Below are 13901 nucleotides of genomic sequence, written 5' to 3' on the forward strand. Positions count from 1 at the left end.
CACAGCTTTTCCATAGAAAAGTGTACAGTTTTTCTAAATTATTCCGTCTTTATCTAAACGAGATGGGCTTAGCGCTACGTAATCTGTGTAATGTAGCAACTAGCGTATCAATTTCTCCGCAGGTATTATAAAATGCAAGAGAAGGCCTTACTGTTGCTTCCACACCAAATCTTCTGAGGATAGGCTGGGCGCAATGGTGACCTGATCTTACAGCTATTCCTTCCTGATTTAAAGCCTTACCAACTTCTTCGGTTCGATATCCTTCCAGAACGAAAGAAAGAACGCTTGCTTTGTCTGGAGCGGTTCCTATAAGTCGCAGTCCAGGAACTTCCTTAAGTAATCTGGTAGCATAGACTAACAAATAATGTTCGTATTGATAAATAAGATCCATGCCAATCCTGTTTACATAGTCAATAGCAGCTCCCAAGCCTACTGCATCTGCAATGTTTCCAGTACCAGCTTCAAATCTTGCCGGTGCATTATGATAAGTGGTATGCTCAAATGTAACATCCATGATCATATTTCCTCCACCTTGCCAAGGTTGTGTTTCATTGAGTAAGGCCTGTTTACCATAAACAACTCCTATCCCTGTAGGGCCAAATACTTTATGGCCGGAGAAGACAAACCAATCACAGTTTAGAGACTGCATATCAACTTTCATGTGAGAAACAGACTGGGCTCCGTCAACTAATACTTTAGCTCCTGCAAGATGTGCCATTTCGATAATCTGCTTGGCAGGGGTAACAGTACCAAGAGCATTGGAAACCTGAGTAAAGGAAACCAGCTTTGTCTTGGGGCCAAGTAATTTGGCATATTCACTCAAGATTACCTGTCCCTCTTCATCTACTGGAATTACTTTAAGTTTCAATCCTTTTCGTTCTGCAAGCTGCTGCCAGGGAACTATGTTAGCATGATGCTCCAGGTGACTGACAATGATTTCATCACCAGCACTTAGATTTTGCTCACCCCAACTTTTGGCCACAAGGTTAATAGCTTCTGTAGCTCCTCTTACAAAGATAATTTCATCCGGAGAAGAGGCATTAAGAAAGGATTGTACTTTTTGACGAGCAGCTTCATAAGCATCCGTGGCACGAGCTGCAAGTTCATGAGCGGCTCTGTGAATGTTAGAATTCTCGTGTTGATAGAAATATGCAATTCTGTCTATTACCGATTGGGGCTTTTGGGTTGTGGCAGCGTTGTCAAGCCATATCAAAGGTTTTCCATTGACCTTTTCTTTTAGAATAGGAAAATCCTGTCTTACAATATTTACGTCAAAAGGTGGACTTGCAAGACTTGAAATTCCTTTGTTTGGCGATATAACGTTTTCTGAACCTTTAGTAAAACTTAACGGCTCATTGACTGAAATAAAGTAATAAGAGCTATTGTTGATTCCAGAAAAGTCGCTTGGGAGCTGTTGCTTCGGAAGTGATAAGTTAACACTCTTCAAAGCTTCTTTTAACTCCGTTTCAAATGGTTGTTCCTGCTCATAAGGCAGTAAGTTTAGAGCACTCTTTGGATCAAGTAGTTTTGCGCTTTGAAAAGGATGTGATGGATTAAAAGCGTTACTATTACCCTGAAAAGGATTGCTGTTTATCAGGGTTTCCGGATTTTGTTTTGATAGTGATGGAGATATTCCGCTTCCTGCGACAGACTTAGGACTTAATCCATTGCCGGTCAAATAAGGATCAGGTGAATTATTGAACGATTGCTGAAGATCTATCGGAGCAGTTTTATCAACTGCTGTCGGAGATATTCCGCTTCCCGCCACAGACTTAGGTATCCCTGTTTTTTCCGGAAAATGTGGATCCGGAAGACTAGTCTGAGGATTAGTCAGGTCAAAATGATTTTCCTTAGGAACCAAAGGATCCTTTGCTTGTAGTGATTGGAGAAAATCATTAGGAATCCCTCCAGGCAGAGCAGCGAAGAATTCATTAGCTAGTTTCTCCAAACTGCGTTCGTCAGGAAATAGATTTGGATTAGTAGTTGTACTCATAATAGTTTCCGATTTCTACATCATCAAGTACTGCAATAGCATCATCTACCAATACAGCTAATGAGCAATAAAGAGAAACCAGATAAGATGCAATTGCTTTATCATTTATTCCCATAAATCTTACTGAAAGACCAGGTGTTTGTTCTCCAGGAAGGTTAGGCTGATAAAGACCTACTACACCTTGGCGACTTTCTCCGGTTCTGATCAGAAGGATTTTGGTTTTGCCATTCTCAATTGGAACCTTGTTGGAAGGTATAAGTGGAATACCTCTCCAGGTTATAAACTGGGAGCCGAAAAGAGAAACAGTTGGCGGGGGAACACCTCTTCTTGTACACTCACGACCAAAGGCAGCAATAGCTAATGGGTGAAGCAAGAAGAAGCCTGGTTCTTTCCATACTTTAGTAATAAGTTCATCCAGATCGTCAGGAGTTGGAGCACCTTTACGTGGAGTTATTCTCTGGCAAGGAGCAATGCTGCTGAGTAAGCCATACTCTTTATTGTTGATTAGCTCACTTTCCTGTCTTTCTTTTATTGTTTCAATGGCAAGTCTAAGCTGCTCACTGATCTGATTATAAGGTCTGCTGTAAAGGTCAGAAACACGAGTGTGTACATCAAGTACGGTATTTACAGCACTCAATAGATATTCTCTTGGATCTTCAATATAGTCAACAAAAGTTGAAGGAAGTTCTCGTTCGTCTCTTGCAGAGCAATCTACCTGTACGCTGTTTGCATCTCTTACCTTGTTTACTCTGTAAATACCTGATTCTACCGGTATCCAGTTTAGCAAGTGTGTTAACCAGCGAGGGGTAATGGTTGATAATTGTGGGACAGTACGCGTGGCGATAGCCAACTGCCTAGCTGCCACATCACCTAAAGCGGTTTGTGGAATTTTTTCCTCAGACATGAAAGTATATTTTTTAAATCAAACAAAAACGAAAGAGACCACAACAAGTCATTTGATAACTGAACAATGATTGTTTAGATCATTTAAGACTTGTTTGGCTAAAACAATTTATCATTTGGCCGGATGATATTCAAAAGTATGGCTTTATCAGAAATATGCAAAAAATATCTGGGTATCATACCAGTATAAAGAAGTCTATAATGTTGGTCTATTATTTAGATTAATAGTAGTAGAGTAGAGTTTTCGTTTTGCATCCATATATAAATGAAATAATTTTGGTGTCTTAGAAAAGTTATAATTTAATAAAAGTGGTTGGGTTGTTCTTTATTACGTTTTGAAGTAGCGAAGAAATCGCCATTTTCTTGAATACTTTATAACTTTATTTTCTATCGTAAAGTGAACAAGGAATATTATTATTTGTGCATAGTTTTATATATGACAAGTTCCTGTTATGCGGAACTGTATATCTTGTGACTGAACTACTTTTAAATTGTGGCCAGTCACAGACGATAGCCGTCAACTTAAGCAAGTTTAGAATTACATAATTCTTAATTAAAGTAAATTAGCAACAGTTTGAGCAACAGCAAGACTATTTCTGGAATATTTTGTTGCTGTTGCTCAAACTGTTGCTCTCTTTTTCCATTATTACTTCTCTTTTATATAGCAGGGAAAACTATTTTTTTACTTGTCTCATCACTAAGTTGACGGCTATGGTCACAAACAGGCCACTGGTAGAAACTCTTCTATATCTATTAAAGCATTTTTAAAATCTCTCCAGCTTTTCGGACAACGTAAGGCAGACCTGTTACATTATCTAATGCAATATCAATACCTGCACCATCGTAGCTTATCCAATCACCTGTAGAATGGAGTTTATAAATAGCAAAATTGTCTGCATTCGCAGGAGTGGCGCCGATTATCCATGTTTCATCATTCTGCCCAATGGCAAGACTGCTTACCTTTTCAGGTGTAGTTTCCTGACTCCATGAAGTTCCGTCAAAGGAAAACAAGTCGCCAGGCTTATTGATGACCCAAGGGATATTATTTGAAGCCATGAAGATTTTTATTGCTCGCCCAGTTATTTGATCCGTAGATGAATTAGATACATTGAATCTCACTACCTCAAACCCATTGGCATCGCCATTCTGATCTTTTAAGATCCAGATATTCCCATTGTCATCTATGCTCACATCTGTTGCTGTTGTGGAAAGTCCTGGAAACTTCTTAAACGAATTATTCTCTACATGAAAAATCATATTATTGGAATCAATTAGCCAAGGGGCAAGCGTTCTATCAACTAAAACTTTTTTGGCCCCATCAAAAATAGGAGCTGCTGAAACTATAGTCGCCTTTCTATCAACAGAGTATAATTTCACATTATTGTCAAGAAGAGTAGAGCCGACTATCCAAAGAAAATCTTTTCCAATGGCAAAATCTGTTGCTGAAAGTTCGGGGATTCCAGTTGAAACTTTAGACCATGAGGTTCTTACAAATCCAATTTCAGCAGAACAACTGTTAGCGTCCATGATAGCTTCAATGGATTGAAACAGGTCATAGCAGTCTTTAGTTATTGTAACTGTTCTTTTTTGCTTAAGGGGGCCCCAATGTTCTCTGTTCATTCTAATCCCCAATGCTGCCAATACAACCGAAAAGGCTGGATTTATATAAATGAGCTGCTGGAATTTTACACCAGCCGCATTACTACTTTCATTGGACGCTCGGTGTGGTCTTGGATTTGAGATTTTGTTATTCCCAATTTTAAAAATATCAAGCATATTTCCTCTTGACTGTAGTTCAGTGTATATCTCATACAAATCATGTATATCCTTAAAACGAGGAGTTGTATTTCCCACGCCAATACTTCTTGACATTTGAAAAAAGCCGGCTTCCGATGCCTCGCTCTGCTTTGTTTCAGCTGTTTCCCCTGTATCCAGATTTAAACCTGCGCTATACTGCCCTTCACTTTCCTGCATCCCGAGACCGAAGAGAAGAGTAAATACCTTTCTTAATGTTGGGATTCCGGCGGCATGATCAGTAATTCCCAGGCCGGGCTTGCCATTGCGACCAGTTGTAAATTCTAGATCGTAATGATTTAATGCATCAGTATCATCATTGGCTACAGGAGCCTTACTCATGGCAGTAGCGAAACGTTCATTCTTTTTTATCAAGGCATAAAAACGCCCATACATAAGGGCCATACCCACCACAAAACCAGCATGATCAATTGGTTTACCGCGATCTGCAGAATAGTTTTGATTAATCCATGCTAATCCACTGACTGCGTCGATAATCTGTTTCTCACAGGCAGTCTTTGCAAGACTTTTTAGAGTAGCAAAAGTTTGGGCTGCATCTGTACCTGAATTTTTGCCTTCTCCAAGAATGGCATCTTTAAAATGAACAATCTGAATAAATAAATTGCTGGAAGGATTATCTGTCACCATTGCCTGGTACTGACTCAGAAAATCAGAGAAGGATTCTTTCTGCTCTCCATTTACGGCTGGGTCTAAAAAGACTAGCTGGCTGTTTTCTTCTGTACCATCTCCATCATATCCTATAAGGATTTTGGCATGAGGTGAAAGATTCGAAGTGGCATCACTGTCAACCGTAATCCAGAGTGGACCATAGGTTTTCATCCAGTCCAAATAGGTATTGAATGTATAGTTTGCCGGCGGCTCGCCTATCATTCCAAGAGGTTCAATAAATGCTGTCTTTTCACTTGCCAGCAATGGTTGATTATTGTTGTATTTAGTTAAATATTCGTCTGAAACCATTGATAAGACATCCTGTATTGAATACGTTTTACCATCTTTCCAGCTTTTCATCATCGTGGCGGCAGCAGCCCAACATGCATTTGCCTTATCACCTTGAAGGATGAGAGGAACTTTTGGCCCCGCTACTCTGTAATTTTGTGTATTACCAGCCCCAATCTCTACTGACTCAGATTTTCCTTCACTATCGATACTCGTCGCTTTTACTGGCTTGCCCTGGTCTGCTGCTTTTACTGCAGCATCTGTGAGAGATGGTTTTGTGTTCTGTGTATTTTCCTGTTCTGCCTTTTTGGTCTGACCTCCGTCTACCATTTGTCCGAAATGGTCTTTTAATAGTTTCGCTTTCTCCTCTTTTGTCAGCTCAGGTGAGTTCCTGATTGAGTCAGCGATCTTGTCTGAATGCTCTGTATTATGGCCAATGGTATAAATTTCTTTAGCCATTTGTGCAAAGTCTTTTGCATTCTGCTGGTTGGATAGGTAAGTCTGCATTGCATTCTTCTGGTTTTGATCCAGACCAGTAATGTCTTTAAATACATCGCTTTTGCCGAGTAGATCAGAAATGCCCGCCAGACCTGCACCTGGTGTTGGAGTTGCCGGTGCATTCTGGATATTGACGATAGGTGTGGCAAAGTCCTTAAATGCCGCCTTCCAGTCTGTAACAGTAGGTACAGGGACAGTAACAGGATTGATAGGAGTTGGTTCATCCGTTTTGAATACATTCCAATCTTGCGAGGAGTTTTCCTTTACTTTTTCACAGGCATCACAAGCTCCTTGTACTGCTTCTGCAAAGACTCCTTTGCTTGGAATACTTATGCGGTAAGGAGGGATAGGAGTAAGGGGCTTATAATGTTCAAGCAGATCTATTTCTACTGCAGGGCCTTCAATGGGTTGCTCTACCACAAATGTCCTGTCTATTTTGTATCCAGGCGCTACCGGCATAATCAATGAGTTTCCAGAGATACCAATCAGTTCATTTTTTACTACGGAAGCTAAACTTCTATATCCTACAGGAAGTCCGAAATCGTTATATGTTTCGATACTGAAACCATCCAACAACATATATCTCCTATCAGGATCAAGCGCTCGCCACAATACTTTATTGTAGTATTCAAGATTGCTATTAAGATGTACAATAAGCTTTTGAGCCATGTACTGATCTTCTTTTTTAGGGTTGCGTTTTTCGTTGGCGTTTTCCGGAGTATATAATGTACTTCCGTCAACTAAATCATCGCCTACAAAGCCACTATATAGAATGCCATTATAATGCGGGGTAGAGTAACGAACTGTCACATTTTTAACAATGAGTGTAACAAGGTCATTGGTAAGACTTGCTGCATTAAAGAAACCAATTTGTAATTGGGAAATCTCATTCCTCTTCTTATTGGATCCGCTGCCTCTAAGATTTATTCGCATTTGAGTATTTCCCCCTTTGTATTTGGTCTCTGTTGAAAAATCTACCGCTGAAAAACTACCGAGACTCAGGCTTCTGGATATTGTTTCAAAAATAAGAGGTGCTATGTCATTGTAGAAGATGCTATCCCATTCAGAGATCAATCGATCTTTAAAATAATATGCTAGCATATCAAAGGTGCCTTTGTTAAGTAATTTTGCATAGGCATCCCATTGTGATTTATCAAAGCCTCCTTCTTCGAAGAAGTTCTGATCAATCTTTTTTATTCGAATACATTGGGCAGGGGGAACGCTTGCAAAATTTGCATCCACAGAAATGTAATCATCGATCACACTATATGCATCAGGTTTTAAGCTTCCATCCGGATTTAAATAACCTCCAACAATTGCACCAAGAGGTCCTCCAAGGATACCACCGATTAATGCAGCTGACCAAGACCAAATAGATTTTTTCTCAATCGGCCATGATTTTATCCTGTCATATTTTGATTTTGGACGAGGCAGATTCGTTTGTATATAGATCTCGCCGGTAATAAATGTAATGACCTCCTCATCATAGGCACCATCGGGAAAGTCCACATTTTCATAATTGGTTTTTATCCTGTCAATAGCATCAAAAGCTCTCAGCAAAGGATGCTGGCGACCAATTCCTACAAGAGTGAATGGTTGAAGATAAGTTTCAGAAGGCATAGGTAATAAATGGCTTGCCAACACATCACGCCATTTGAAGACATTTTCCCTCGTGAAATTTGTCATTAATAAAGGAATAAAAAGACATTCTTCTACAAATGTAAGTTCTTGATAAATCGCGTAGTGTCTCAGTACCTCAAAATACATCATAGTAAGAGAATGACAATGATTGTGGTTGGCAATCACTTCTGTAGTTACTCCATAATTTTGTCCTTCCTTCACTGTCGATATCACGGAGGCATTCAACTCACGGTAACTTTGTGCATTCTGATTTATTGCATTTTTGAATTGTTCATTAAAATATTCTGATACGGATCGGGAACTGTTTTGAGAAGCGGTAGAGTGAGAATTGGCAACTCCTCCAGATACACCAAATGCACCACCTATTCCCTGAATAATACCTGCAAGACCAAACCCAGCACTTACTCCTGAGGTTGTGGCAGAACTACTGCCTTTCGTTGATTCACTTAAGTTCCCCGCAATGGTGTCTGTTATACTTCTGTCATTGACAAGAGAAGAAGTCAATGATTCACGTTGAGAGACAGTTTGAGATTCGCTTCCAGTCAAGGTATGACTTTGTTCAAATATGACGATCTCCTTTTTTTGCCCAGGAGCAAGCGGTAAGGAGTACAATAATTCTCCCATGGAGTAACCATCTGCTTTAGTCACTATGTTGTAATGAAGGATATGGCCAGTGGCTACAGTGACTGCCTGATAAATAGAAAGGTTCACATGGGCATCAGGTGCATCCTGCCAGTAAATTGGGTTGCTTAAATCAATCGGCTTACGGACAATTTTAGTCAGGCCTCCTTCCAACCTAAAGTTGCCTTTTTCATCTCTGGCAAGGGTGTAGTTGGCCACATCAGGATCGGATGTCCTGACGATCGCCAATTGAGAATACTCATTAATCGTCCTATTGGGTGTAGAAAGATTGACACATGAACCACCTATATCCTGAGAGTAAGAATCAGATTTTATCAGGTCATCTTGACCAGGAAGACGATTTGATTTTTTTACATCATGACATCCACAATCATCCTCTTCGTCTTCATTTGTCTCGCAATTGGCATCCTGTAATAACAAGTAGAGAAAATCATCTGAGATAGTTTCATTTATTGAAACGTGCTCTTCATCCGCATAAACGTTGATATCTGCCGGACTATTTGGTGTCAATGAGACCAATGCCTGAGCGGATAAGTAATTTCCATATGGATAAGGCAGTGAGAAATTTCCAGAACTGTCTGTAGTTGCCGAACCTACAATTCTCCATATGGTATCACCTTGTTTTTTTGCTTGTATTACTATAGTAAGATCATTTAACTTGCAAAGGCCAGACATCTCAAGCACTTTACCCGTTAATTTTTTATTTCCCCCAGATGGCTTGGGTCCATTGTCATTAGTTATGACTTGAGGTCTTGTAAGTGGAACTTCAATGAGTAAATTTTTTAACTCAGGATTGGTGGCTTCATACTGATTTTCCCAAGGGATCGACCCATCATAGCTTTTGACTCTTATGCTTAGTGGACCGCTTATGAAATTAGTTATAAGTGGCTGGAATATGAATGGAATTTCATTGTTCGTGTTCGGTTGAGCGCTTGTCCAATCAAAACTGATTGAATGAGGATAAGCATTGAGAGCTGTGTCCTGTATAACATACTCAAGGGATAAATTAAAAAAGTTAAAATCCTTGGCTGAGACAAGTGAACCGTCAGAAGTATTAATCTTGAATGTTCCTTTGATTTCTGCAGTGGTTATTTCGGGAACAGTAACAGGAAAATCAAATAGGTCATCTGTAATAATATCTTTAAGGGTATTGATGGATTCATTTCTGCCTATCCCAAAATTCGTTTTTAGAAAGGGGATAAGTTCATCTAGGTTAATTTTGATTTTTGGTTTGCCTGATGATACATCTGTTACGTGTGAAATGATAAAAAGTAAAGCGTATTCATTAAATCTAGGTTCTGCTGATCTAAACTGAATTGCTGCTTTTGAAAAAGAATCTTTATTTATAACAAAGACATTCTTTCGTATATAGTCGATCAAGTCCAATTCTAATCTTTCTGCGGCACCTTCATTGACAACAACTCCTGAATTAAGTGCCGCTTTTCGATCCATGATTTCCCTATATTTCTCTGAAGCGGTGGATAGACTATAAAGAGAACGCATCTGAGTTTGCCCAAATAGATTTCCTTTATTGTCTTTAATTTCAACTTCGATCTCTGCCGATAAAGCATCCAGAAGATGGAGATCATTGTTTGTGAAACCAATCGTACCAAGGTATTCATAGAAGAGTTTCACTGAATTTGAGTTAGAGCCAACGAACAATTCGTTAGGGAAGGAAATTTCATAACTCTCATCCTTTAGTTTTTTATTTATAATCTTTACTTCCTTACCAATAGCATTTCTTTGAGGAAAAGGCCTCCCATCTCTTAAAAATGTATCGAATTCAAAAGTGGGAATTTTGAAGTTGAGATTAACTTCGCTTAAAACTGTAGCTGATGAATCACCAGCATACTTGAATGTTCTTTGTAGAGTTGCCATGATTTATATATTATGAGAATACACATGCATGATCGTCGCAGCCCTAAATATTCATCTGGGAAATTAGGCCACAAGCTGTATTGAAAACTTTAATAGCTATTTGCTATAACTGACTGTAAGAATCACAATATCAGAATATTTCATATATATTAATAAATATTTTAAAATATTTATTAATCAATTTATTTTTTATAAGGTGTTCGTCTTGTGTGAAACTTATTGAGGAGTATATCAGCAACAGTTTGAGCAATAGTAAGGGTGTTTCTGAATTCTTTGGTTGCACTTGTTCAAATGGTTACTCCTTTCTGGCTCGGAGGCAGTATTATCTCCATTTCATTTTTTACACCTATCTTTGTAATCTGAATACAAGAAATGAAATCTAGACCGATTGTTGAAAAAAACAATTTACATCCCAGAAATCAACATCGATTGGGGTATAATTTTGAAGAGTTAATAGCTGTTTATCCTGAGCTTCAAAACTTTGTAATGATCAATGAACATGCTATTGAAACCATTGATTTTAGTAATCCCCAAGCTGTAAAAGCACTCAATAAAGCCTTGTTATTCGCCTATTACGGCATCAAATATTGGGATATACCAGAAAATTATCTTTGTCCTCCCATTCCTGGCAGAGTAGATTACATTCATTACCTTGCTGATCTATTGGCTTCCAATAACAACGGAATTATTCCTCAAGGCAAAAATGTTCAAGTATTGGATATTGGCACGGGAGCCAATTGTATTTACCCAATATTAGGAAATGCTGTTTATGATTGGTCTTTTGTTGGAACTGATATAGATGAAAAAGCTCTCATGAATTGCGAAAAAATCATCAAGAATAACCCGCAATTAATGGATGCGATTAGTTTGCAACAACAAATTAAATCTCGTTTCATTTTCAAAAATATTATTACAGCTGAGGATAAATTTGCACTCACAATTTGTAATCCACCTTTTCATAATTCAGCGGAAGAAGCTCGAAAAAATGCGCTTCGAAAAATCTCTAATTTAAAGCTGAATGCCAAAAATTCAGATAAAGCTGTTTTAAACTTTGGGGGGCAAAATGCCGAATTATGGTGTGAAGGCGGCGAATTGGGTTTTATAGCACAAATGATTAACGAAAGTGTCAATTATCCTATGCAATGTCTTTGGTTTACTACCTTGGTTTCCAAGAAAGAAAATCTTTCTAGCCTTTATAAAATCCTCAACAAAGTAAATAGCGCGGAGGTCAAAACCATTGATATGTCACAAGGACAAAAAATCAGTCGAATCTTAGCTTGGACATTCCACTCAAAAAACCAGCAGAAAAATTGGAAGTTTGGAAGATAAGAGTTTAAATCAATAAAAGGTAAGAAAAAAGCCACCTAATCAGTGGCTGTTATTCAATAAATATAATCAGAATTCCTGAAATGATCAGGCATCCGGTATGTTAGGCTCAACCAGTTTAATTAGTTTTTCCAGAGATTCCTGCCATCCCAGGTAACACATTTCTACAGGAATGACATCGGGAATACCTTCCTGTAACACTTTCAGTTCGGTACCAACAGATGTCTTTTGAAACCAAGCGGAGGTAGTCATAATACCTGGCATGTTGGGGTCATCAAATTTGTCTGTATACTTAAGAAACTCATTAGGTTTAACTTCCACATATTCCCCTCCAAAAGAGTGTCCGTTACCGGTAGTAAAATTGTGAAATGACATTTTAAATGTACCGCCTACCTTCACGTTCATGTCATGTACTGTGCAAAGAAAGCCATAAGGAGGCAACCATGCAGCAATTGCAAGTGCTTCGGTAAATGCTCGGTATACCTTTTCCGGAGAAGCTTTAATGACTCTGTGTAATGATACTTTGTTTCCTGACATTTTAATAAAATCTTTTTGCGTTGATCCTACTCATTTGGCTTTTCGGGCTCGCCCGTTTTTTTATGTGGCTGCTGCTCCACTTTAAGATTGTATTACAATAACTTTTCTTTAGCAAAGATGATATTAAAAATAGACCCTAATGAGGGCTTGATACGACAAATTCAAGGATTTTTACGACAGTAAAAACAATAAAATAAAATAGCAGCGCAGGCGGAGATACTTAGGTGTTTATTCAGAACAATATACATGGAAGTAGGGATGCAATCGCTTTTCTCGGTAATCCTTGATACAATCAAGGACTGTTGGGTTTGCCAGAGAACAGGTTCTGGCTTAAGAAAACTAGGGGAGTGTTTTTCCATCTTTATTGTATTCTTTGGCTATGCCTTTGATAAAATCTTCTTTTCTTAAAATAAAGTCTTCTCTATTCACTGCCATTAAAGAAACATAGCGAATAACATTTGTAATGGATCCTCCAGACAGTTCATAATTTTCTGCGATTGTTTTAAGGTTAACATCCTCATCTAATTTCATTTCAATTGGTAAAGAATTTTTCCATAAATCTAATCGCATTGTGTGATCCGGCATTTGGAAATGTATGAATGATTGGAACCTTCTGGTGAATGCATCATCCATGTTATTTTTAAGATTGGTGGCAAGTATGATCAATCCTGGATAATCTTCAATTCTTTGTAATAAGTACGAAATTTCCTGATTGGCATATCTGTCATGCGCATCTTTGGCTTGGGTCCGTTTGCCAAATAATGCGTCTGCTTCATCAAAGAATAGTATCCAATTTTGCCTTTCAGCCCTGTTGAAAATATTTGCCAGATTTTTCTCAGTTTCTCCAATGTATTTAGATACCACCATGGATAAATCAATCCTATAAACATCAAGATTGTTCGCTTTGCCAAGTAAGGCAGCGGTTAAAGTCTTACCAGTACCTGGTGGGCCGTAAAATAAAGCTCGGTATCCTAATTTTATTTTTTTGGATAATCCATAGTTGTAGAGAACTTTCTTTCCATGCTTAATCCATGCATTGATTTCTTCAATCTCTTCTATAGTTTTCTCATTTAATATCAGATCACTCCATTCTTGTCTTGACTCAAGTATACTGGCAGGAAAAGAAGTAGTGTATTCAGGTTTAAATGACTTTGCTGTTGCTATAAAATGTATTGTCTCCTGAGTCGGCAATACAGCTTTAGAAGTAAATGGATCTATAGGTGAAGGATTAAAAAACTCAATTAAATTATGCTGCACCAACTTACAATTGGTATGGAAATACTTCAATAAACCTATTCTTTGTATGGCATCATCTCCTGCCAGTATAAAAAGTACAGTTTCAATTGTAGGGATTAACCCGTGATAATTTTTAGTATTGCCAGTTATGCCTCCAACATAAGATAGGATATGATTTTTACTTTCACACTGAATTACTAAATCGTCAAGTAAACCAGGGTATAAAGTTGGTGCCAGTGAGGTTGCAAGCGTGATTCTCTCTAAGGCGGTCAATGTATGGGTTTGAATAATTCTTCCATAAGGGGAATCGTCCGGAACTGTAAAATTTATATTCTCAGGAATTAATTCTTTTTGATCTTTTTGGATAAGATTATTTATACGGAAGTTGATCAGATTTTGAAGGATTTCGAAATCTTGAAAAAGACAGGTGTCTTTAATTTCCAAGTGGTTAGTTAACATAATACTCAAATATATAGAATTAATTTTGACGTGAATT

The 13901-nt window shown here is 38.2% G+C and carries 6 protein-coding genes; 1 reads left to right on the forward strand and 5 read right to left on the reverse strand.

Annotation, left to right across the window (positions count from 1 at the left end; genetic code table 11):
* Window positions 1–49 precede the first annotated feature (49 nt).
* From J7604_RS16545 to J7604_RS16555, 3 genes are all read right to left on the reverse strand, one after another.
* Complete coding sequence (locus J7604_RS16545) at window positions 50–1993, reverse strand: family 2A encapsulin nanocompartment cargo protein cysteine desulfurase (RefSeq protein WP_293897747.1); 1944 nt, start codon at window positions 1991–1993, stop codon at window positions 50–52.
* Window positions 1977–2897, reverse strand: a complete 921-nt coding sequence (locus J7604_RS16550; RefSeq protein ID WP_293897750.1) for a family 2A encapsulin nanocompartment shell protein — start codon at window positions 2895–2897, stop codon at window positions 1977–1979. The genes J7604_RS16545 and J7604_RS16550 overlap by 17 nt, the downstream gene beginning before the upstream one ends.
* Window positions 2898–3649: 752 nt before the next feature.
* A complete protein-coding gene (locus tag J7604_RS16555; protein ID WP_293897753.1) occupies window positions 3650–10306 on the reverse strand; it encodes a papain-like cysteine protease family protein in 6657 nt (2218 codons plus the stop codon).
* A gap of 372 nt (window positions 10307–10678) precedes the next feature.
* Between J7604_RS16555 and rlmF the strand changes: the two genes are divergently transcribed.
* Complete coding sequence (gene rlmF / locus J7604_RS16560) at window positions 10679–11635, forward strand: 23S rRNA (adenine(1618)-N(6))-methyltransferase RlmF (protein ID WP_293897756.1); 957 nt, start codon at window positions 10679–10681, stop codon at window positions 11633–11635.
* 84 nt (window positions 11636–11719) lie between these two features.
* On the opposite strand, the gene J7604_RS16565 is transcribed toward rlmF, so the two are convergent.
* Window positions 11720–12169 carry an SRPBCC family protein gene (locus J7604_RS16565; protein ID WP_293897759.1) on the reverse strand — a complete coding sequence of 150 codons (450 nt, stop codon included), beginning with the start codon at window positions 12167–12169 and terminating at the stop codon, window positions 11720–11722.
* Between the two features lie 339 nt (window positions 12170–12508).
* Window positions 12509–13864, reverse strand: coding sequence for an ATP-binding protein (locus J7604_RS16570; protein WP_293897762.1), 1356 nt, complete (start codon window positions 13862–13864; stop codon window positions 12509–12511).
* Between the last annotated feature and the right edge of the window lie 37 nt (window positions 13865–13901).

The sequence above is a fragment of the Sporocytophaga sp. genome, assembly GCF_017745095.1.
GTDB lineage: Bacteria > Bacteroidota > Bacteroidia > Cytophagales > Cytophagaceae > Sporocytophaga.

Coding starts and splice junctions, on each gene's coding strand:
- J7604_RS16545 (WP_293897747.1), bottom strand. CDS start 1,993: ATGAGTACAACTACTAATCCAAATCTATTTCCTGACGAACGCAGTTTG.
- J7604_RS16550 (WP_293897750.1), bottom strand. CDS start 2,897: ATGTCTGAGGAAAAAATTCCACAAACCGCTTTAGGTGATGTGGCAGCT.
- J7604_RS16555 (WP_293897753.1), bottom strand. CDS start 10,306: ATGGCAACTCTACAAAGAACATTCAAGTATGCTGGTGATTCATCAGCT.
- rlmF (WP_293897756.1), top strand. CDS start 10,679: ATGAAATCTAGACCGATTGTTGAAAAAAACAATTTACATCCCAGAAAT.
- J7604_RS16565 (WP_293897759.1), bottom strand. CDS start 12,169: ATGTCAGGAAACAAAGTATCATTACACAGAGTCATTAAAGCTTCTCCG.
- J7604_RS16570 (WP_293897762.1), bottom strand. CDS start 13,864: ATGTTAACTAACCACTTGGAAATTAAAGACACCTGTCTTTTTCAAGAT.